Source organism: Mesorhizobium sp. W050 (assembly GCF_054719535.1).
The window spans coordinates 2783237-2804123 of the sequence record NZ_JBTTIH010000001.1; the positions used below are offsets into that span (position 1 = coordinate 2783237).

Sequence of the window (20887 nt, forward strand, 5' to 3'; positions counted from 1 at the left end):
GTAGACCCGCTCGCTGATCCGCCACAGCACGCCCTGGACCGACTCGCCCGTGGGACGTTGCGTACAGCGACGGACGCTGAAGTCACAGGCCCATCGTGCATGTGAGCCAGCTTATGACCTGCGACACCTGTTCGTCGGATCTCCGAAACCGTATTGACAAATGTATATCGACTGATAGCTTTTTTATCCTACGTTCTTCGAGAGGTCGAGAAGCTATGAACAATCCGAGCAGCGACAAAGACGCAGAAGTCCTGGTGGTCGGAGCCGGCCCTACCGGCTTGTTGACCGCGGGCGAACTTGCGCGGCGAGGCGTGCGCGTCCGAATTGTGGAGAAGCATGCGGTCCGTCAGCCATACTCTAAAGCTCTCGTGGTCCAAGCACGGACACTCGAGGCCATGGACATTATCGGACTTGCTGACGAGTTTACGTGCCGCGGTTACCCAGCCCCTGGCCTCAACATCGGCCTTGGTGGCGCAAGCCCGGTTTCAATTGAAATGCACGACCTACGCACCCGATTTCCATACCTCTTAGTCTTGCCCCAGCAGGAGACCGAAGAAATCCTGGACGAGCATCTACAGGCTCATGGCGTCGTCGTTGAACGCAGCCGCATTGGTGAGCATAAGTCAGGGGGACAACTCAGTCCGGGCCGGGATTCGAGGCGCAGATGGACGAGAGGAGACTATCTCGGTCCCCTATCTTGTGGCATGCGACGGGGCGCACAGTGCCGTCCGGCACGCGCTGGGTCTGTCGTTCGACGGGCAGGATTACGAGGCCATCGTATTCCTGGCGGACGTGAAGCTTAACACGGCGTTTAATCGATCCCGGATTGCGAATTTCACCTCACCGCGGGGGTTTGTTTCGATCCTGCCGTTCCTTGGTGACTTCGCGCGCATCTTCGCTGTCGACTTCGCCAAGCAAAACCGCCCACCGACGGACCCCCTGACACTGCCCGATCTTCAAGACACCGTGGACGCGGTCGTGCCCTTCTCGGTGGCTTTGCGTGACCCACGCTGGATCACGCGTTTCCGCTCGCCAAGTCGTCAAGTGGCGTCCAACCGACGTAATCGCGTATTTCTGGCCGGCGATGCTGCGCACGCTCACAGCCCAGCGGGAGGCCAAGGTATGAATACGGGACTCCAGGACGCGTTCAACCTTGGCTGGAAGCTCGCAATGGTTTTGCGCGGGCAAGCGCCTGATACCCTGCTTGACTCGTTCGACGCGGAGCGGCACCCGGTCGCCACCATGGCTCAGCGCGAAACCGATCTAATGTTTCGCAGCTTCCTGGTCCGCAATCGAGTCATCAAGACGATGCGGGATCTTGCCCTCCGTACTCTCGTGCCATTGAAGCCGGTGCGACGCAAGTTGGCGCAGGATCTATCCGGAATTGGGATCGGATATAGCTTTACGAAGCAGTCCAGCGCAGCTCGCCGCCGAGAGAACCGGCGAGGGCTTCGCGCAGGCGATCGTGTCCCAGACCTTGAACTCTGGTCCACGTCTCGCCCCATCGTCCGGCTTTATGAACTTCTGCGGCGAGGAACCTATGCTTTTATCACGTACGCGTCGCTCGGACGGCTCGGCACTGATCGCGAGAAGCTTCGCGAGGTGCTTGCGCGCGTATCCGATGATAATAATGGAGCAGTCACGCCCTGGGTTGTCCTCGATGAAGGATTGCCTCAAGAGGCTGGGGTGTGTGCGCCGGTGCTAGTGGACTTCAAAGGTGAGTTTTCTCGGAGACTCGGCGCCGGTCACGGTAGCGCGCTTCTTATCCGACCCGACGGTTATCTGGCGTTCCACGTCCGACGTTTTGATCCTAACGAAATAATCACCTCGATCGAGGCTTGGGTCTCGAGCAATGCTTCAATGCGCGGCCAAAACAAACCTCGAAGCTGATGCTGTGGGCGCCTTCGCCGATGTTGAGTTCCGCAAAGCCGCTTAGCTGATCAACAAGATAACTGATACTGGGCCGTAAAACGGGACAACCAACGGACGCATCGCTTGTCCAATCTCTTAGACGGCGCTTTGTTAAGCCCCAGCGCTTCTCATGGTCGCGTATATCTCGCTCCCGCACTGTAGACTCATTCGGCGACGGATTCCTTGAGGCTGGTTTGGTCGTGCGTCTTTCAGCGAAAGCCGGATCTCGATTCCAGAACTCGCCTTCGCTGCCGTACCAAGGCGAACACCGTCTCTTCGAAATGCTCCCACCACTAGTGTTTGCTGCAGGTCAAACCTCGAGGTAGGCGGCCTCAACAACAATGGGGAAGTTCACAGAACGCGCGATGTAGCAAACCTCGTGAATTCGATGATGGATGGCCTCAGCTTTGTCGAGATCGACCCCGGCTTCGACTTCAATCCTGGGCCGCAACGTCACGCTAAGAAAGCGGCCGGCTCCGGTTGGCTCGCTCTCTCCATGGCCGAGCGGTTCATCAGTATAGGAATGGACGACAATTCTCGCGTCGCTCGCGAGATGCAGGTACCAAAGCATGTGGCAGCCCGAAACTGACGCCAAGAGAAGATCTTCGGGATTTGGCAGCGCCGGATTGCCTCCAAGTAGCGGGTCGTTCGAGCAATTTATCACAGGCTTTCCGGCCGTGGCTATATCCCATGTCCTGTCGTAGCCCCGATATGTTCTGGTGCCGTCACCGCGATTACCGGTCCATCCTATGCGGCAGGTGTAGTCGTGGTTTCTGGGCATGCTTTATCTCTCCAATGTTTGGATCTTCTCCTATCGGCCCTCCGGCGCCACGTCACGCAGCCGCCTGGTGAGGTCGGCGACCTGGTCTGCCGTCCACTTGGAGTGTGTTCTCCGGCTTCTCCCTGGATCGTGCTTAAGCCCGAGACAGGAGCCCTTTCGCCATTCACGGCCGGGCCTGATAGGCCTTGCTGAAAAATTTCCACCGCAACTGGGGCAAACGTCGTGCAGCACCGTCGCCACGCACTCTGCACAATAGGTGCACTCGTAGGTGCAAATTCGCGCCTCCGGACTGCCCGGGGGCAGATCGCGGTCGCACCACTCGCAATTGGGCCTAAGCTCCAGCATGAACCATCCCTCTTTCTACGCAGACTGGATCGCACAGGGCCTTTATGGCATAAATGCCATTATGCCCTCGGATTCTGCCAAACTGCACCGCGAACGACTGATCGCCTTTTTAGTATTCGAGCGCACCAAGCTTCTCGATGTCGCCGGCCCGCTGCAAGTCTTCAATGATGCGAAGCAAGTCAGCGGTGAACCGGCATTTCGAACCATCCTTGTTTCGGAACGAGGCGGGCCGATCGAAACGGATGCGGGCGTTGTTCTCCATACGGTAAGTTTCGATCATTGCACTGGGCTCTCGATCGACACTCTCCTGGTTTCAGGCGGGGCGACGGCCTTCGAAACTGCAAAATCCAGTTCTCTTCGAAGTTGGTTGATCAAACAAGCAAAGAACGTGCGCCGGCTTGGCTCGATTTGCCTGGGAGCGTTCATTTTGGCCGAGTGCGGGCTGTTGGATGGCCAACGGGCAACGACGCATTGGGAGCATTGCTCGAAACTTGCAGAGCATTTTCCCGCGATCGACGTCAGGCCTGATCCAATTTTCGTACGCTGCGGGGCCGTATGGACATCGGCAGGGGTAAGCGCCGGCATCGACATGGCGCTGGCAATGGTTGAGGAAGATCTCGGGCACACCACAGCCTTGGCAATCGCTCGGGAGTTGGTCCTCTACCTGAAACGCCCCGGCGGACAATCACAATTCAGCACTGCGCTTCGCCAACAAATCAGAGACCGCGCCGGCCGCTTCGAGCGTCTGCATGCTTGGATCAGGGAAAATCCGGGCGCCGATCTGTCCGTCCCGGCCCTGTCGTCCTTCATGGCCATGAGCCCGCGGAACTTTGCTCGGGTCTACTCAAGGGAAAATGGGCAGACCCCCGGACGAGCCGTCGAGGCTCTGCGGGTTGACGCCGCACGATCCCTGCTGGAGACCAGCTGCCAATCTGTCCAGCAGATCGCACATGCGGTTGGGTTCGCCGACGATGAGACATTCCGGCGGGCTTTTGTGAGGTCGCTCGGGGTCGCTCCAAGCGACTACAGGATTCGCTTTGGGCAAGCCCTTGGGATGAGAGGGGAACTGAAAAACGGCTTTCAGCCACTCGACCGGATAGGCATTGACGGAGGTGCTTCGCGCGGCGGCTCGACCGCTCCGAGTTAGGTGCGACGATGAAATCTCCCGCGCAATGTCACAGCACCGTCGCGTTAGTCGGCCGTTGCGTGTGGATGAAAATCGCAAATGGCGAAAGCGAAGCCCCGGGTCAGCCAGCGCAAGCTTTCTGGCCGTATATGGTCATCGGTTGGATATGTGCGTTATTGGAGAGTTTCAAAAAGGGCGGCGACGATCATCTCCGGAGCATCTTCCTGGACCAGATGACCCGCTTGAGGCACGGCTGTCATGGTTCCATCCGTCAGCTTCTCAGCCAGTTTCTGGCCTTGCGCGATTGGAATCCACTGGTCGTCGCGCCCCCACAGAATGCGCACGGGAAAATTCATCGGACTATACAGTCTTTCGATTTCGTCCGTGAATTTCTGGTCCATTTGGGCGATCTGGCGATAGAAGGCAGGCTTCCCAATAGGGCCGAGCCAAAACTGCATGTACAGGTCCAGAGCTTCAGTGCGAAGGGTCTGGAACGCCGCACCTTGCAGGTATGCCCGCAAAATCGATTCATGAATGTAATCCGGCGCACCGGCGAACGCGGCTTCGTGCTTTCGCACATGCTGGACCAAGGGGGATCCCCAAGGTGCGACGGCCACTGGGTCGACCAACAACAGGCTGCGATACTGCACTTTGTCCAAGTAGTGGGTGCGAAGCGCCGTCGAGCCTCCAAAATCGTGACAGAGGACGTCCGGCTCTTCTACACCCCACTCCTTCAGCAGCGATGCAAAGAGTTTGTTCTGTACGCCCAGCGAAACGTCCTGGCCGTCCGCTTTTGCGGATTGACCATATCCCAGAAGGTCAAAAAAATAGACCGTCCTGCGTGAGGCTACGAGGGGGGCAATGCGCCGCCATACTTGCGATGAAAAAGGCGTTCCATGAAGCATCACCATCGGGGCGCCCTCCCCGACCCGGCCCCATGCGACATCCTGACCTTCAAAACGAAACGAGTGATCGAGCTTTAGCATGACGCCCTCTTGATAACCTATATAATTCTGAAATAGGGTTACACTACGGGGGTGGCAGTCGCAACCGTTTAATCAGCGAAAAAGGGTTACTTTGTCGAACTGGACGGATTCCGATTTCGTAGCGAACGATGTTGTACTCGACTTCCTCAACACCGTTGGGGATCACGATAAAGCGCGCGTGCAAGAAAAGCTGATCACCTGGGATGATGCGGTTGGCTGGGCGCGTTACGCTGGCTTGGTCAGCGAAATGGAGGCTAGTGGTCTAGCGCTGGTCGCCAGCCAACAGAAGTCATTGGTAAGGCTCTGGGAGTTCCGTGAGGCCACGTTCCGCTTGGTCAGATCCATCACTCTGGGAGCCGAGGCCGGTGCAGCGACGCTCAAGCACATCGAGAACTCCGTTCAGAAAGCGGTATTGGTGTCGCGCCTGAGCAATACTGCACTAGCCTGGGAAATCCCCGCAGCGAACGCCGGCGCCGACCTGATCTACCACCGGTTGGCGTTGCATCTCTTTGGATTTCTAGGCAGTCCCGACATGTCGAGGATAAAAGAATGCAGACGCTGCAGTTGGCTCTTTATCGATCGAGGCCGGGGGAAAGGTCGGACGTGGTGTAAAATGGCGGGATGCGGAAATCGTGCGAAGGCCGAACGCTTCCGTGCCGCGTAGCCAGTCAGTCTGAATAGTCCTCACCGATTTGCGCGCTCAGGGGTAGCAGTTCGGGCAAAGTGAACTCACGCTTCCGCTGCTTCGCTGGCCCTCGGTCCCCGCAACAACCATGGCGGCTATGAGCTGGTGCTTCGTCACGCGGCCAAACGGTTTGCCGTGCGCATCGACCACGATGCTCGTGTCGGTCTTGTTGGGCACAACAACTCCGCAGCTGCAAACTCGCCCACTGGTTTGAACGCTGCGATTGGCCTGATGTGTCCGGCCCTTGTCCTAAACTGGCATTTTTGTTTTGTTTCGGGCTGCATATGGTCAGCTCATGCTTCATTGCAGGGAGATTAAAATGTCCGATACAGCGTTGCTCGTTATAGACGCCCAGGAGTCTTTCCGTCACCGACCCTACTACCGCGACAACGATGTCGCAGCCTTTACCAATCGCCTTCAAAGGCTGATCGATGGCGCAAAAGCGAAAGGAATTCCCGTCGTACAGATTTTACATGTGGAGGAGACCGGGGCGTTTTCAGAGGCATCTGGGCTTGTCAGAACGCTCGAATCCCTTGCCATTGATCCCGATGTGGTGTTCCGCAAACGTCGCCACAGCGCGCTTGTGGGATCGGGGCTTGATGTCTGGTTGACCTCTCACGGCGTCCGCCATCTAATTATCTCCGGGATCAGAACCGAGCAGTGCTGCGAGACAACCACCCGCCACGCTTCAGATCTTGGTTACTCCGTCGACTACGTCGGGGAGGCAACTTTGACGTTCCCGATGACCGATACGGCCGGTAGAGAATGGAGCGCAGCTGAAATACGGGCGCGCACCGAGCTTGTCCTGGCTGACCGATTTGCGCGGATAGCAACAGTGGAGCAGGCGTTGGCTTTAAGAAGGGAAAACGTCGCGGCATGATGCGAGCTTCGGAGCCCATCAAGATTCCTGTGTATGTCGTGATCCCCCCGCACTTGCTTTTGCTTGACGTGGCAGGTCCTGTCGAGGTCCTTCGGAAAGCCAATCTTGAGCAAAGTGGCGTACATTTCATTGTGAGCTATGTTGGGCCGGCTCATTCCGTCGGGACGTCCATTGGGCTTGCTGTTAGTGGTATCTCCCCCTTGCCAATGCGGCTGCCGGACAATGCCTTGGTAATATTGGCTGGCAGTGCCGAACACCCGCTGGGGGGAAGAACGACGACTGATGCAGCAGAACACGCCCATGAGGAGGAAATCGTCGGCTGGTTAAAGAGCGCTGTTCGTCCGGGCCTGCGGCTCGTCACGATATGTTCCGGGGCATTGCTTGCGGCCCGCGCTGGTCTGCTTGACGACTGCGAATGTACAACTCACCATGGCTGCATAGACGAACTGGTGCGGCTTGCGCCCACGGCCCGCGTTAAGGAAAACAGGCTTTATGTCGAGGATGGCGAACGACTGACAAGCGCGGGTGTGACGGCTGGGATAGACCTGATGCTCCACATGGTAGCCCAGCAGACTAGTCATGCCTGTGCGCTGTCGGTGGCACGCTATCTCGTGATCTACCTCCGCCGCAGCGGTGCCGACCCGCAGCTTTCACCCTGGCTTGAGGGCCGCAATCATATTCACCCCGCTATCCACCGCGTTCAAGATGCGGTGACTGCCGATCCGGCAAGGGAGTGGTCGGTCGCCTCGCTTGCGCGTCTAGCCGCCGCCAGCCCACGTAATCTTTCCCGACTTTTCAATGAGCACGCCGGAATGAGCGTGACCGATTTTGTCAACCGCACGCGGGTGGCCCTCGCTCAAGACATTCTGACAAGTTCGCGACTCGACCTGGAAGCCGTGGCAATGCAGTCCGGCTTTGCCTCCGCGCGACAGCTTCGCCGCGCCTGGGGCCGTTTGCATCCGCAGCCGCCAAGCCGCATTCGCGGCGGCCCAAATCCGCTGCCGAGGCATGTGATCGACGCCAGCGCCTGATCGCGCCTCGCGCGATGAATGCACAGCGATGACACGACAACTCAGCGCCAACCTAAATTCAAGAAGTGTGTTACCGCCTTTGTGAATTCCACAGGGCGCTCCACATTGAGCAGATGGACCCCAGGCAGAAGCAGAAGCTCAGCACCGGGAATTGCCACTGCAATCGCCTTGCTATGGCTCGCCTGCGTCACCTTGTCATCCTCGCCGCCAATGATCAGTGTTGGCGAGGTGATCAGGGAAATCGTACGACGAAGATCGGCGTCGCGGACGGCCGCAAGGCATCCAGCCAGCCCTTGTGGCGACATGGCGATGATCGCGGCTCGGAACGGCTCCACGGCGCGTTTCTGCCGACCAGCATCGAATCGGGAAACCAGTTTCGGACGAACATATCCGCCGTGGCCGATAGATCGCTGGCTGAAAGCACGTTGCGTATCTGCTCGTCGAAATAGCATGCTGGCCCAAGATGCGGCGAGGTGTTGGACAGGGATCAGGCGCTCGATGCGTTCCGGCGCATGGATACCCAGCCACTGGCCGACGAACCCGCCGAGCGACAGGCCGAGGAAATGCACGCGGGCAACGCAGAGAAAGTCGAGCAGTTCCAGCACGTCACGGCCGAGACGGTCGAGGGAATAGGCCCCCGCCACGGGATCGGAGCCGCCGTGGCCACGAAAACCATACCGCAGCACACGGAATGAACTGGCGAGTTCGACGACCTGGCCATCCCACATGTGGAGCGTCGTTGCGATGGAATTGGAGAGCACCAGCACCGGCCCTTCTTGTGGACCGTCCAGTCTGTATGCAATGCGGGCTCCATCGCCGGCCGCGAAGTAAAGCGTTTCGGTCATTTGATCCTCATGGTCAGCAGCTTTGGCCTCAGGTTCCATCAGATAAAGGTAAGCTTGGAACTATCGAAGAAAATTACTATGTTTAGACATTCTCTGTAGGATTTTTCTACTGTGGCGGCTTGAAGCTTCACGATCTCAGATGTCGATGCTGTCGTGGCTGAAGGTAGCTTCCAGGCTGCGGCAGAGGCGCTGCATCGAACCCATCCTTCCGTATTCCTCTGTAGCCCGGCTTGAAGCGCAACTCGGCCTCACGCTCCTGGACCGCAGCGGTTACCGGGTGAAGCTGACCGACGAGGGCCGCCTGTTCCATACGCAGGCACAACTGGCGATCCGCGAGATCGAGCATCTCCGCACCAATGCGGGCCAGCTCGCAACCGGCGAGGAAACTGTGCTGCGTGTCGTTATGGGCGACGTCCCTGGGGACATTTGGCTGAATGGCTCATCGACGACGAGTTGCGTGAGGGACGGCTGATCTCGATTGTCAACAGGCACATTCCAGGCCGCACTGAAACCGTCGCCGCGGTTCGGCGGCGCGACAAACCGCACGGGCCGGTGGCCGAGGCTTTGTGGCAGCACCTTAAGGCAACAGAGGTCGGCGTGCACAGTGGAGTCTCGTATCCGGCCCGCAACTAGCTGCATCGTCTCTGCCGGCGGCGCTTAAGAACGATAATCCCGCCGATATCGTCTTCGTTATCGGCCTGGAACAAGAGAGTTTGGCAGCGGCAGCAGTTGCTAGTTTGTAGCTAGAGGTGCCGACCAAGGGGTTTTGGGTCAGTAAGTAAACTGCAATTCGTTTTAAAATACAAAGAGTTGAGTGGTGGGCGATGACGGGCTCGAACCGCCGACATCTTCGGTGTAAACGAAGCGCTCTACCAACTGAGCTAATCGCCCGCTCCGGCCGGACCTTTAAGCGGTCGCAACCGGCTTCGCAAGGCCAAATGAACAGCTGCGAGCTTAGCCGCACAGTGGTTTTCGCGGGCAAAGTGCCGCCCGTCAAAAAACCTTCTCCTGTTTGCGTTTATGCTGTCCAGCTGCGCTTGACACCCGGTGGCGAACCCCTTATCCACCGCCCCAACGACGAACACGGCTGACACGTGCTCGTCCAATGCGCGGGTGTAGCTCAGTTGGTTAGAGTGCCGGCCTGTCACGCCGGAGGTCGCGGGTTCGAGCCCCGTCACTCGCGCCATTAATTTCAAGGGGTTAGCTACCGCCCCTTGAAAAGTTTCAACTCTCATTCTGCGGAGAGTTTCAACTTTCTGTATTCGTTCCGTTCCAGGCCAAGCAGCTTTCTGCCCTTGCGGCGGCTGGCATCGGCTGAGCGGACGGCGGCCAGATTGACCGGCATATAGGTCTTCTGCAGCGCCTTGTTCCCGTCGATCGAATTGCCCATCTTGGCCGAGATTGCCTCGACCGACGCGCCTCCGGCATCGCCTCGACCGCGCCGGAACGCCGCATGTCCATCAGCCGCCGCTTCTCCGATGTCCCGAATACCAGCGTGCGCAGATCGGCAAATTCGTCGACCAGAGAATCCTTCGTGTAAGGCACGCCGGCGCGCGGCCGGCCCCCCTTCGGGCCCGGCGCGAAACCGCGCGAGCGAAAGATCGGCGCATCGTCAAGCAGGGTGACGCCTAGGATTCGACATAGGCCAGCACCAGGCGCTGCGTGCGTGACGACAGCGTGCCGAAAGCCGCCTCGCCACTCTTGCTGCGTGCAATCAGAAAACCCCATTCCTGTGCTGTCTGCATTGCCTGCGCCGGTGTGAGCGTGCACACGTCGACGGGTGAGAAGCTCGTGTCCCACGCAACGGCGATGATGCAGGCCAGTTCGCGGTAGCCGGCGCGCCAGGCGCCCCGCCTCGCCTGCCGTCCAGGTCTGATGGCGCGGTGGTGGCGTCTGGCGGCGGATCGCCTGCGATGGGTCGGAGCCGGGCGGGCATAGCTTCATGCCGGCCATGACATTATAGAGCGAACGCCACGTCTTTACGGCACGGTAGGCGATGTCGACACCTTTGACCCGCAGCAGACGGCCATACCAGTCGTCGAGCAGCTCGAGGGTGATGTCGGCTGGCGGCAGGTCGGCGAAGTACGCCGCCTTGATCGCCGGCACCAGCCGTGGTTGTACCGGGAAGCGGATAGATGACGGTTGTAATGTGTGGGTTTGGCTCATGGCACCAAAACTCTATCCACCGTCCATCGGGCAGGGGATGGGCGCCTTGTCGTTGGGCGGGTGTGAATCTCGCCCTTGTAAGCACCTCCGCCGCATAGCATGAGATTTTCCTACTCCATGATCTCGTTATTTCCCGCATCGAGGGTGGATGAGGCTTAGAATAACGGCCTTTCTCCCCCATGCCTATTCGTCCAATTCCTAATCGCAGAATCGGCCGCCACAGGGCGAGAATACTTATAATCGGCGGCTTCGAAGCCGCTACGCCCGGGCAACCCGGATACCCTCGGCGATGTTGACGCCATTACCCATCAGGTCGTCATCGCGCTCCTGCACGACGTCACCCAGGTGAATGCCAATCCGGAACTCAATGCGACGATCATCGGGCACCCCGGCATTGCGCTTAGCAATAGCGTTCTGACGCGCGCAGCGGACTGCTTCCACAACGCTGCTGAACTCGACGAGGCTCCCATCACCGCGATGGACAGACGCGAGCGTTGCCTGCCGGTCGCCTGGACTGCCCCCCGCGCTCCCGCCCCACACAGGATGCCGGCAAGCAGACGCTGAGCCAGGCGCCTCGCTGTCGCACGAGACTGCGAAGTTGTTTCCCCTTCGTCGCACGACGCGTCGCTGCTCTCACAATATCCGAATTCTTGAAAGGTCCCGATATTCCCGAACTGGACGGCCGATGTTGCGGGCCAAAGAGCGTTAAAAAACGAGGCGCCCGGACCAATCACATTGTCGAGACAGAATTTGCGCTGTCCGGGAATAAAACGCCGCTTGCCGTGGTCCTCCATGCATAAGCTGCTGATTGACCTTGAAGGAACACCACACTGCAAACCTACACATTGACGAGCACGACGGGGTCGGTCGGCGCACTCCAGAACCTCTGGAAGGCGAGAGTTCGGCCGCCTGCGGCCGGCTGCACCCAAGTACACTGCCTTGTAACGTCGCCTCAGGCATACCTTGATGTTATCAGCGATTGCCCGTCGGCCAAGGCACCGGTTTTGAAATTCGCTTGATGGCGTCCCTGCCCTTGCCGTTCGACTCCGTCGAGTCCTTGTGTGTCAATTTGTTGCGACGAGAGCTAGTCCCTGTCGTGCTGGTCCGTCTCGTCTCATCTCTTGGCTCTGCAAAAACCGTAGCAGCATGTTCGCAACCTGTTCACCCATGTTGATTTCACGAGTTTCCGACTGTCGGCATATAAGAGGGAGAGGTCCGATGGATTTCATGTTGATGGTGAACATTGCCGGCGGCATCCTTCTGGCCATCGCAATCCCCTCGGTGTGTCTCGTCGGATGGCTGTTTTACCGTTCGGGATCGGGACAATTGAGAGGCGAAAGCTGTGACAATGAAAAGCCCGCCACCGTGAGCCAGACCAGAAAACTCGTATTTTAGCACCGACGAAACAAAGCTCGCTATTCTGCGTTGAGGCTCGTCGAACAACGGAGCTTCACGAATGGATCCGGCAACTGCAGCTGTGATGATTTTGCTTTCTTGCAGTCCCGCCCAGGGAGTCTGCAAGCCACTCGATACATCACCGGCCATGTTCGGATCCCTTGACACATGCCAGTTGGCGTTAGCCGTGAGGCTCGAGGGCGCTCCCAACGGGGAGATCGTCGGGCGATGCAGTTCGATCGACCCCTCCGCTACAGGTTCCGTTCCAGCCGGGTATAGCACGATTGTCGTCACGCGGGGCACAGGGGCGGGTGCGGTGAGCAGTCGCTACATCGTGCCGCACAAAAACTGAAGCCAGTCCACCGTGAGGCAGCGGGCTATTCATTCTCGACCGGACAATTATAGGCCTTGCCCTCCCTCTATGAAGCCATAATCGGCATCGTTGGCTTCGCGCTCGTCGTCCGCTTCGCCATCGCCGTCGCCTTCCCTGTCATTGGTCCCGGTGACTTCGATGCCACTGGCCAGACAGGGTTCGAGATCCGGGTCGGGCTCTACGAAGTCGAGCAGCTACATCAGGCGTTCTTCATCATCGATCGAGCGACGGACCGCCATGTCCGAAAGGCAGAGGTTCGTGGCTGGATAGCGAAGAATCGCACACGGCTTTCCCTCATTCGCATGGTTCGCAGAAATTAGCATGATCGCCTACTCTCATCGGCGTCGTCTGCCTCAAAGCAGCGCCGGTAAGGCTCGGCGCCCTTCTTGGTTTCTCCCCGTATGTCAAAAGGAGGTCGCCGGGCCTTACCAGGCCCCGCTGCTCATCGCTTGCGGGGTGTCCTGATGGCTGAGCTTGGCCCCGTGGCCTAACGGCCAGAACCAAACGTTCCGAAAAGCTTTCCCAGGCTGGCGGCAGCCGAAGGGCTGCACAAGAGGGATCGTCAGACCGCTCCTGGCGCACCACAGCGACACCACCAAGCTGTAAGTCAGGTCCATCGGCGCTGCTGATGAGTGCCCTCAGATGGATTGCGTTTGCCACGAAAAAGGAATCGTACCGGCCCGTTCTCAGCACGTCAGCCGGAACGGGCCATGGGCAGAAGCAGCCGACTAGCTAAAATCGCAAGACGACCGAAGGACCACGTCGGCGATAGCACCGGACCCGACGGCGCCCGTGTCGCCAGTAACTACGGCAGACTCTTCTCCAGCCCCGCCGGCGGCGGCGCCGGTGGTAGTAATCTGGGTCGTAGTCTGGGTCGTAATCTTGGTCGTAGTAGCGCCGATGGTTGACCGGCTCCACTTCCGCGTGAGTACCTTCGTTGTCGAAGGCGTCTGGCGCGTCGAGTTCTTCGAGAATGCCGCTTTTGGCCGCTGGAACACCGGCCAATGCGTTGATAGGCCGGACCGCGCTTGCAAAGGCTGCTGCCCCTGCAACGCCAAACATCGCTGTCAAAAAGGATCGCCGATGCATAGTAAACCTCCCAACTTACATGAGCTGAACGAAGCGCCCCGCCTGCTGAAGGAGCAGGCCCAGCGCACGGTAAAATAGAGGATTCGCCAGCCGCTCAAGCAACTCGCGAATCCTATCAGCGCAGGAAGGGACCTGGCTGCGTCGATCCAAGACATGTCAGCTAAGGACGACCGCCATTACCAGAAAGGTAACGGCTGTTGCAAAAATCGGTGCGAGCAACCATCGCGCCTGGCCAACACTTTGATCCATTTGTTCTCTCCCGTTGTGGAGAACCAACAACCTGAAGCCCTAATCCGTTCCGCCTAGTCCAAAGGTAAGACCATTGCGTTGTACGGTCGGACTTTAGACCAATCGGATTAGACAAAGGTGCGTAGGCGGGAACGTTTACCCCGGTTCAAAGTTGGTTGCCGGGCAGTGCGGGACGATGATCGTCGTGTGCCGGTCCTTGCAGGAGAGAAGATATGAAGATGCACTTTGTGAACACCGCCGCAGCCATGTTGCTCTTGGCGGGGATCGGCTCCGCCGCCGCTGACGACATTATCATCCAGCCGGAACAGGACACGGTCATCCGTGAGTATGTCAAGAAGCAGCCCTTGGCTTCGGTGAACCTTCCCGGCGTGGAATTGAACGTCGGGACAGCTCTGCCGGAAACTGTGGAGATCCACGAGGTCCCGAACGTCAAATACCGTTACGTGGTGGTCGACAACCGCACGGTCCTGGTCGATCCGGGCACCCGCAAGATCGTGAAAGTTTACGACTGAGATTTCGAACGAACCCACGCTCGCCACCCTTGGGTGGCGAGTGTGTGCATTCAAACGCTACTCAGCCGGACAAATTCAAATTGCCACTCAGCTGGACAATGAACATGACGAACCCTGAACTCGAGAGGACGCAAGCCCTGGTTGCCCGCTTGGCTGATCTCCAAGCAAGAATGCAGGCAGCACGTCTTGTTGGAGCCGAGGTAACAACCGTCCGAAAGGTTGCAGCCATAATCGATGACGGCTTGCGACAGGCCGGCCTCACACCGTTAGAAATCGCAGAAGGTCAAGAGGAACAGTTTAGCGATACTAAATGTTCGACTGGCTATGGACAGCCGAACCCTACTCTCAGCAGATCAAGTCAGAGCAGCACGAGCCCTATTGAACTGGCCGCGTGTGCGACTTGCCGCCAAGGCCAATCTTAGCGAGATGGTGATCAGCGCTTTTGAGAACGGATACAGGAAACCGCGTCCCCACAACATCGCCGCCATCCGCAAAGCGTTTGAGGATGCCGGAATCGTTTTCACCGTCCAAGGCACTCCATCGCTAACCCGCTCAGAAGGTGATAGCGGCCTAGCCGCCGATAATAGACGGTGGCGCGGCCGGGAGAAAAAAGGATAAAGGGGGAAAAGCCCGTGTACCCTCTGCACCCGATCTCTAAAGCGGCCGCTAACCACCCATTATGTCGCTCTACGGGATTGCTTTGGCGGACTGGCCACGTCACTTCCGCCATACCCAATGCAAAGCGATCCCGGCAGAGCTTGGTTACTGCTTCTGCACACGCGGCAGAAAAAGATGGACGCTTGTTCCTTCACCAGCTTCGCTCTCGATCCGAATGTGCCCGCCGGATTGTTGGACGAAGCCATAAACCTGGTGAAGAACGGCTCGAAGACCTGCGCCAGAATCTCCTTGTTCATGCCGCAACCGGCATCGCGCACGGTCATACGAACGCACGAACCCGCCAGTGAATGCACGTCGTCGATGTCGTCAGGGACATCGCTAGTCTCGATTGTGAGCGTTCCCACGCCGGCCATGGCGTCCTTGGCGTTCATCCAGATTGAGCATGGCGACATCGAGCTGGTTGGGGTCGACCAGAACAGGGCCAAGCGCCGCGTCCAAGTTGCGTTCAATTTTGATTGCACTCCCGAGCGTTCGTTCCAGCAGCATCGAAAGCTGTTCGATCCGTCCGTTCAGATCAATGCCTTCGGGCGTAAGCGACTGGCGCCGAGAAAACGCAAGCAATTGCTGCGTAAGTGCCCCGCCGTTCTGTGTTCGTTTGAGCAGTTCGTCGATCAGGATGGCTGATTTCGGATCGCCGGGATTTTCGGCGAGTTGCTTTTGCAGGAGCCGCAGGCCCGAGTCGAACGCTGCTATCAGATTGTTGATATCGTGAACTATGCCGGCTGCGAGGCGGCCAATTGCTCCGAGCTTCTGGGATTGACGTCGACGTTCCTCCTGCGCACGCTGCGAGGAAACGTTCCGAAGGCTGGCAAGGAGAGCAGGTGTCCCGTCCCAGTTAACCTCCACGACCCAGACGGCCATACGGATAGTCAACGCCCGTGTGGGCCGGAAGCATTCGAATGCACTCTGCGCGCAAGTGAACCCCTTGCGCTAACGCTTCGACGCGCCATCAAAGCATTGACCGCGCGGTAAAAGGAGCGTGCACCAAGTGAGGCCGGTTTCGTTTGGGGCCTGCGTTTGGCCTGGGGCAAGGCGGCCCCGCCTGCCGCATCAAAAAGAAGCAAGCCAGACAGGCTTGGTATCAACCTGCTGATCATTTCCGCCGCGCCACCATGGCAAAACATGTTTGGGGGGCGATCGCACCGCTGATGGTCAGCGAAGGCCAACAAGTGGTCCGGCTACCCTTGGAGCCAATCCGCATTTCTGGCGATTTTCCCCTGGAGCAATCAGTGCATTGACATGAACTCGGCCGTTTTATTGGTCCTTGCTGAGTGCAGGTAATCGTGCCGGAACTCAGCAAGAAAGGCCAGTCCTTCCCAATCATGGATGGTCAATTGGCCATTCACAAGTGATGTAAGGCGCTTCTCCCGAAGAGACTTGAGCGTGCGGTTGATGTGGACTGCCGACAGCCCTGTCGCCTCGCCAAGGTCAGCTTGAGTCACAGCAAAAGCGCAGGTTTGATCGGACGCGAGTCCGGCGTCTTCCATACGTAGCATGATTTCACAGAGAAGGTGGGCCACTCGGCCAAGCGCTTGGCGCTTCCCGACATTGACCACCCATTCGCGGAAAATCGATGCATCAACCAGTGTCGTTCGCCAAAGATTTGCCGCCAGCCTGGGGTGGCGTTCGCAGAGCAGCCGTATAGCCGAGTGATCTATGAAGCCAACACTGCAAGCGCTCACCGTTCGAACGTCGCTATCCAACAGATCGAGGTGCAGGCTCAACAGATCGGGCATGTCGCCAGGCACATGATAAGCAGTGACCTGACGCTTCCCGTCTCCTGTTACCTTCGAGGTGCTGGCTAAGCCAGCCAGGACCATTATGCACCGGGACGGCTGGTCGCCTTCCCGAACCAAGTTCTGGTTTGCGCCAATCGCCACGATCCTTATTCTTACCGCGTCGAGAGCTTGACGCTCACCTGACGTGAGGGTGAAGGCACGATGGAACTTGGCGGTTAATGGGCTTTGATAAAGCATGTCGGCTCTCCGTTTGGGCGGGAGCGCTATGGTCTCTCAGTCACCCGCGGCCAGCAGAACGCGAATGATGCCCGACCTTATATCATAAACACCGGACCGACTTAACCTGTGATAAGTCTGGCACTGCTTCGGATGGTCCTTTCCTCCATCGGCAAACACAGGCTCAACAGGATTGGTGCTTACGAGGGAAGCGGCCCATCATCGGGCCTCGAGTTGCGCAGCTGCGGCAGCAGCTATAATAGATCGTTCTCAAATTCGAGGACTCACACCATGACCGTCAGCAACAATCCCGTGCCGGTCGCGGGTTTGGCGGACCTGATAGCCTCAGTGCACGCGTCGCTGTCTGGGATTGGCCATCGCGTGGCTGCCGCGACCGAAGAACCAGTGCCTGCGGTAAATCCGAAGAAGTCAGTATTTCCCGATTACATCATCTGTCTTGAAGATGGTAAGCGGTTCAAAACCCTTCGGCGACATCTGCGCGTGGATTTCGGTCTCACTCCTGACGCGTATCGAACAAAGTGGAACTTGCCATCCACTTATCCGATGGTCGCTCCCAACTATGCGGCCTCACGGTCTGCCATGGCGAAGTCGATCGGTCTGGGTAGGAAGGCACCGCAGCCCACGGCAACTGTAACGGGCAAGGCAAGGCCGGCGGCTAAGGCTAAAGCGTAGCTTCCGCGATCACACCATTACCACCGCGGCACCAATCGACGATGTATGCATCGCGGCGGACCTGTCCGCTCTTGGCCGGTGCCCACCCAGGTTCCCCAACCCATGGCGCCGGCCATTTGTGGCCCACACCTCAGTTTCGTATTGCTGCCCAAACTCTTCTTGTTGAAGACCGCTTACGACGTTACAATCCCGTTTGGCCTGATTGCTGGGAGGCAACGCCCTGGCTGACATCATTCCAATTCGCAAAGCACGCCCTTGTGTCGAAGTTGGCGAAGCCTGTGGCGAGTGGTTTGTTCGCGTGGTCGAGGAAGACCAGGAACTCACCCGATCATTCAAGCTCGAATCCTATGCTTTGGCCTTTGCGGAAGGCCAAAGGACGCGTCTGCATCTCAACACGTTTTCCCGGCTGTAGAGTAGCGCAATGCAGATGTCCGCAGGGTTACTGGCGAATTTGGGCGATAGCATCGAAGCCATTGCCGCCCACATTGCGACCATGGAAACGCGACAACTGCACCAATTGCTCAAGTCGTTGCCATCGAGATCGGAAATCGCCAGCGCGGAAATGGTGATGGGCATCCTGGTCTATCGCGAGATTGAACTGCGCCGCCGGCGGGGGACGGGCGGCAACGTGTTGCCCTTTCCGGGTCTCGTGACTCCACCTATTCAGCAGTAGATAGCGGCGCCGGACCTGTAAAGGCCGCCGCAATTAAGCAACGGGCCTGAGGGCGGGGTAGGGTCTTGATGCCAAGAAACCCCGCCGCGCGCGCACCAGCGGGTTTTCGTAGTCACGGCTACATCCGAGGAATCGACCGCTTAAGGCAGAATTGCTTGGTTGTCGTCGCGGTTCCATACCATTAGATCAACTGTGCCAGATGAAGACGTAAAAAAACCCGTTGCCAATTAGGGCAACGGGCTTGAGCTACCGGGTAGGGTCAGGAAGGCAATATGTAGACCCAACAACACGATGCGCCACGCCTCATGATCGAGGTCTTAACCGAACCGCGACAATTCTAACCATCTTGTCGACGTGTGAATAACTTTGCTGACTCCAGATCATCGGCAGGGAAGACGTGATTTGACCTTGGCGGAACAGCCGCTCACGATGAGACGGCTTGGGAAGGCGCGAGATGCAAGTATGCAAAGACATGATTGTGGTGCCGCCGATCGGCGCACAGTTCGAGACGCCTGAATTCCTCGCCGAGATCAGCGCCCTGCTTGATGAGGCCTATCCCGACTACGATTTCACGATCACCACCATAAGCAAGTTTCGGGATGACAGCTTCGTGTTGATCCCGCTGCTCGGCAGCGTCGGTGGTGAAGGCTCCGTTTTAGCGGCTTACCCGGATATGACGGCAATGCAGGAGATGGGCAATCTCCTGTTCAAGCACATCATCGGCCATCACCATCGCGACATTAGGTGCCGCACGTGGCCCCAATCCGTTCCCGGACCTCCGTCTCACATCTGCCCTGGCGGCTAATCCTTTAGCGCATCCGCGCCGCTATCGTCGTCGCGATGACGTTGACGAAGGCGCTTCAGCAGATCGCGTGAGGCTTGGATCGCCCTGCGCGATTGATCCATGTTCTGGCGAAACGTGGCGCGTTCCTCCATGGACTTCTGCCACTTCAGCAAGGTGGCCGTAGTCGCAGTGGCCGCTTGAGCGATATCTATGGGCGTTGCAACCATCGCATCCTCCCAAAAAGGCAATGGTAAACGGAATCTTTATAGGCCCAACGAAACCCTTTCTTCAATCAAAAACGAACATACGGCACATGGCAAAATGGCTATTCGTCGGGCCGCTCGACGGCGGCTTCGTCGACCTCGGCTTCCATCTCGTCGTTGACGGTCTTGGTCTATCCAAAACCAGCCATCGGCACACCGTCAAAACCCTGCAGCCACCCGTCGGCATGTTCCTGCCAGTAATGGCACCTCACGCTCCTTGCCATCCTTGCACGCTTGGGCGCCGTACATCCAGGCGTAGGTGGCGCGCTCCTGATCTTTCTTAGGCACGGCGATTTGTGTCATCCTCAGCGAACGCCGGCTTGCCCGCTTCACGCTCGACGCCGAGCAGATCGAACTCGTCGTTCGCAAAGCACTTGGCCTTCAGCCAGTTGGTCGACGGTATTTGCTGTCCTTGCGCTTCGACACCTTGCCTTCAAGTCCGGCCTTGTCGAGCAAGTGAAAGATGGTCTTGGCTTCCCCCGGCAGAGGCTCGCTGAACTGAATACGCCCGCCGGGCGCGATATAGCGCGGCCTCGGTCAGTCAGCCAAGCGGCATCGCGGTGCACGATAGCACCGAGAATCGCCGCGTACACGCTGCCGACTTCCTCTGCGCAGGATATGCCCAGCTTGTCCGCGCGGTCTTCCATCGCTTGCTCGGCCAGGTCGCTGATGCTAAGCGCGATTGTCTGCTGCGGATGGAAGGACGCTGACTGTAAAAGCCCGCCCAACCTTTCGGCGGGCGGGCTTCCACTGTCGGAACTGGAGAGTGTCAGTCGACAGCCCCGACAGGTCGGAAAGGGGTCGCTGGTTAGCGGCGCGAGATCAGCAGGCAGAGCCGGCGCAGGTCACGATCATAGGTGTCTTCGTTGCTAAGCACTTCGACGCAGCGCTTCTTCATCCGAGTGACCTGAGCGTTCGACATATCGCCGACAACGCTAGCCAGATTCGGGTTGCTCGAAGCGGTCGGGTTGCTGGGGTTGGCGGCTGGATTGGTTCCAACGCCGACATTTACGTCGGTACCAACCCCGGTGACGACACCGACATTGGCGCTGCCGGTTCCGATGGAAGCAGTCGCTCCGCCAGTGTCGCCGACGGAGGCTGCGGCATTTGCCCCAGAACCGCCTAGGGACACGCTAGCCGTAGCGCCGCTGTTGCCGCCCACATTAGCGCTGGCTCCTCCGCTGCCGACGGATACCCCGCCGACGCCTCCGACACTAATTCCAGCTGCTGTCGCTGGCATGCAAAGAATTGCGAGAACAGATCCGGCAGTCAGACTGCCCATAAGAATTTCAAAAATTCTTGCCATAGTACGCCTCCTTGTTGCCCTTCAAAGGATGGGACATTTTTGGGCATTTACGGACCCGATAGTGACGCATTAGAGTTTAAAAACAAGCTAACGGCCAGCGAAAGATGCGTCTTGGGTCATTACTTGGTAATTGGCAAGAGTAAGATATAATAGAATTTTAC

At 58.2% G+C, this 20887-nt stretch carries 22 protein-coding genes, 2 tRNA genes and 2 pseudogenes; 14 read left to right on the forward strand and 12 right to left on the reverse strand.

Annotated features, from left to right (window positions below; translation table 11 throughout):
• Positions 1-215: 215 nt before the first annotated feature.
• Positions 216-1890: pseudogene (locus ACYG9Y_RS13435) on the forward strand (FAD-dependent monooxygenase).
• A gap of 331 nt (positions 1891-2221) precedes the next feature.
• Here the strand turns inward: ACYG9Y_RS13435 and ACYG9Y_RS13440 are convergent.
• Positions 2222-2692: an OsmC family protein gene (locus ACYG9Y_RS13440; protein WP_023739452.1), complete on the reverse strand. Its 471-nt coding sequence runs from the start codon at positions 2690-2692 to the stop codon at positions 2222-2224.
• Between the two features lie 30 nt (positions 2693-2722).
• Complete coding sequence (locus tag ACYG9Y_RS13445; RefSeq protein WP_084014354.1) at positions 2723-3037, reverse strand: DUF1272 domain-containing protein; 315 nt, start codon at positions 3035-3037, stop codon at positions 2723-2725.
• On the opposite strand from ACYG9Y_RS13445, the gene ACYG9Y_RS13450 reads away from it, so the two are divergent.
• The gene (locus ACYG9Y_RS13450; protein WP_245260458.1) at positions 3036-4184 is read left to right on the forward strand and encodes a GlxA family transcriptional regulator; all 1149 of its coding nucleotides are present in this window, start codon (positions 3036-3038) and stop codon (positions 4182-4184) included. The two genes, ACYG9Y_RS13445 and ACYG9Y_RS13450, sit on opposite strands and share 2 nt — an antisense overlap.
• A 152-nt stretch (positions 4185-4336) precedes the next feature.
• Here the strand turns inward: ACYG9Y_RS13450 and ACYG9Y_RS13455 are convergent, their stop codons facing one another.
• Positions 4337-5149 carry an alpha/beta fold hydrolase gene (locus ACYG9Y_RS13455; protein ID WP_023739454.1) on the reverse strand — a complete coding sequence of 271 codons (813 nt, stop codon included), beginning with the start codon at positions 5147-5149 and terminating at the stop codon, positions 4337-4339.
• A 91-nt stretch (positions 5150-5240) separates the two neighbouring features.
• On the opposite strand from ACYG9Y_RS13455, the gene ACYG9Y_RS13460 reads away from it, so the two are divergent.
• The 3 genes from ACYG9Y_RS13460 to ACYG9Y_RS13470 all read left to right on the forward strand — a co-directional run bounded on the left by ACYG9Y_RS13460 (position 5241) and on the right by ACYG9Y_RS13470 (position 7745).
• A complete protein-coding gene (locus ACYG9Y_RS13460) occupies positions 5241-5813 on the forward strand; it encodes a CGNR zinc finger domain-containing protein (RefSeq protein ID WP_023739455.1) in 573 nt (190 codons plus the stop codon).
• A 340-nt stretch (positions 5814-6153) separates the two neighbouring features.
• Complete coding sequence (locus ACYG9Y_RS13465; protein ID WP_023749381.1) at positions 6154-6714, forward strand: isochorismatase family protein; 561 nt, start codon at positions 6154-6156, stop codon at positions 6712-6714.
• Complete coding sequence (locus tag ACYG9Y_RS13470; protein WP_023749382.1) at positions 6711-7745, forward strand: GlxA family transcriptional regulator; 1035 nt, start codon at positions 6711-6713, stop codon at positions 7743-7745. Before ACYG9Y_RS13465 ends, ACYG9Y_RS13470 begins: the two co-directional genes overlap by 4 nt.
• A 41-nt stretch (positions 7746-7786) precedes the next feature.
• Here the strand turns inward: ACYG9Y_RS13470 and ACYG9Y_RS13475 are convergent, their stop codons facing one another.
• Positions 7787-8590, reverse strand: a complete 804-nt coding sequence (locus ACYG9Y_RS13475; protein WP_245260459.1) for an alpha/beta fold hydrolase — start codon at positions 8588-8590, stop codon at positions 7787-7789.
• Between the two features lie 139 nt (positions 8591-8729).
• Here ACYG9Y_RS13475 and ACYG9Y_RS13480 point away from each other — a divergent pair, with 139 nt between their 5' ends.
• Positions 8730-9062, forward strand: coding sequence for a LysR family transcriptional regulator (locus ACYG9Y_RS13480; protein ID WP_023739459.1), 333 nt, complete (start codon positions 8730-8732; stop codon positions 9060-9062).
• A 343-nt stretch (positions 9063-9405) separates the two neighbouring features.
• Here ACYG9Y_RS13480 and ACYG9Y_RS13485 read toward each other — a convergent pair.
• Positions 9406-9481 (reverse strand) — tRNA-Val (locus ACYG9Y_RS13485).
• A 218-nt stretch (positions 9482-9699) separates the two neighbouring features.
• Between ACYG9Y_RS13485 and ACYG9Y_RS13490 the strand changes: the two genes are divergently transcribed.
• Positions 9700-9776, forward strand: a tRNA-Asp gene (locus ACYG9Y_RS13490).
• 45 nt (positions 9777-9821) lie between these two features.
• Here the strand turns inward: ACYG9Y_RS13490 and ACYG9Y_RS13495 are convergent.
• Positions 9822-9980 carry a hypothetical protein gene (locus ACYG9Y_RS13495; protein ID WP_023739460.1) on the reverse strand — a complete coding sequence of 53 codons (159 nt, stop codon included), beginning with the start codon at positions 9978-9980 and terminating at the stop codon, positions 9822-9824.
• A gap of 1037 nt (positions 9981-11017) precedes the next feature.
• Positions 11018-11230: pseudogene (locus ACYG9Y_RS13500) on the reverse strand (nucleotidyl cyclase domain-containing protein); the annotation flags it as partial.
• Positions 11231-11974: 744 nt separating this feature from the next.
• Between ACYG9Y_RS13500 and ACYG9Y_RS13505 the strand changes: the two are divergent.
• From ACYG9Y_RS13505 to ACYG9Y_RS13520, 4 genes are all read left to right on the forward strand, one after another.
• The gene (locus tag ACYG9Y_RS13505; RefSeq protein WP_023708898.1) at positions 11975-12151 is read left to right on the forward strand and encodes a hypothetical protein; all 177 of its coding nucleotides are present in this window, start codon (positions 11975-11977) and stop codon (positions 12149-12151) included.
• Positions 12152-12559: 408 nt separating this feature from the next.
• On the forward strand, positions 12560-12844 hold the full coding sequence (locus tag ACYG9Y_RS13510) for a hypothetical protein (RefSeq protein ID WP_023739463.1): 285 nt from the start codon (positions 12560-12562) through the stop codon (positions 12842-12844).
• Positions 12845-14074: 1230 nt separating this feature from the next.
• Complete coding sequence (locus ACYG9Y_RS13515) at positions 14075-14374, forward strand: DUF1236 domain-containing protein (RefSeq protein WP_023669226.1); 300 nt, start codon at positions 14075-14077, stop codon at positions 14372-14374.
• A gap of 324 nt (positions 14375-14698) precedes the next feature.
• Positions 14699-14992, forward strand: coding sequence for a helix-turn-helix domain-containing protein (locus tag ACYG9Y_RS13520; protein WP_081726104.1), 294 nt, complete (start codon positions 14699-14701; stop codon positions 14990-14992).
• A gap of 59 nt (positions 14993-15051) precedes the next feature.
• Here ACYG9Y_RS13520 and ACYG9Y_RS13525 read toward each other — a convergent pair whose 3' ends face one another.
• The 3 genes from ACYG9Y_RS13525 to ACYG9Y_RS13535 form a co-directional block, all read right to left on the reverse strand.
• On the reverse strand, positions 15052-15423 hold the full coding sequence (locus ACYG9Y_RS13525; RefSeq protein WP_198018649.1) for an ATP-binding protein: 372 nt from the start codon (positions 15421-15423) through the stop codon (positions 15052-15054).
• Entirely contained in the window at positions 15371-15913 is a 543-nt protein-coding gene (locus ACYG9Y_RS13530; protein ID WP_084569776.1) for a sensor histidine kinase, read from the reverse strand. Before ACYG9Y_RS13530 ends, ACYG9Y_RS13525 begins: the two co-directional genes overlap by 53 nt.
• 365 nt (positions 15914-16278) lie before the next feature.
• Entirely contained in the window at positions 16279-17028 is a 750-nt protein-coding gene (locus ACYG9Y_RS13535) for a Crp/Fnr family transcriptional regulator (protein ID WP_023708903.1), read from the reverse strand.
• Positions 17029-17298: 270 nt separating this feature from the next.
• On the opposite strand from ACYG9Y_RS13535, the gene ACYG9Y_RS13540 reads away from it, so the two are divergent.
• The 3 genes from ACYG9Y_RS13540 (at position 17299) to ACYG9Y_RS13550 (ending at position 19178) form a co-directional block, all read left to right on the forward strand.
• On the forward strand, positions 17299-17700 hold the full coding sequence (locus ACYG9Y_RS13540; protein ID WP_084014356.1) for a Ros/MucR family transcriptional regulator: 402 nt from the start codon (positions 17299-17301) through the stop codon (positions 17698-17700).
• A 421-nt stretch (positions 17701-18121) separates the two neighbouring features.
• Positions 18122-18373: a hypothetical protein gene (locus tag ACYG9Y_RS13545; RefSeq protein WP_023739468.1), complete on the forward strand. Its 252-nt coding sequence runs from the start codon at positions 18122-18124 to the stop codon at positions 18371-18373.
• Positions 18374-18827: 454 nt separating this feature from the next.
• Complete coding sequence (locus ACYG9Y_RS13550; RefSeq protein WP_156934016.1) at positions 18828-19178, forward strand: hypothetical protein; 351 nt, start codon at positions 18828-18830, stop codon at positions 19176-19178.
• On the opposite strand, the gene ACYG9Y_RS13555 is transcribed toward ACYG9Y_RS13550, so the two are convergent.
• Positions 19175-19384, reverse strand: a complete 210-nt coding sequence (locus ACYG9Y_RS13555; protein WP_023708908.1) for a hypothetical protein — start codon at positions 19382-19384, stop codon at positions 19175-19177. The genes ACYG9Y_RS13550 and ACYG9Y_RS13555 overlap by 4 nt on opposite strands.
• Before the next feature lie 844 nt (positions 19385-20228).
• A complete protein-coding gene (locus ACYG9Y_RS13560; protein WP_031253499.1) occupies positions 20229-20726 on the reverse strand; it encodes a hypothetical protein in 498 nt (165 codons plus the stop codon).
• Positions 20727-20887: the final 161 nt, after the last annotated feature.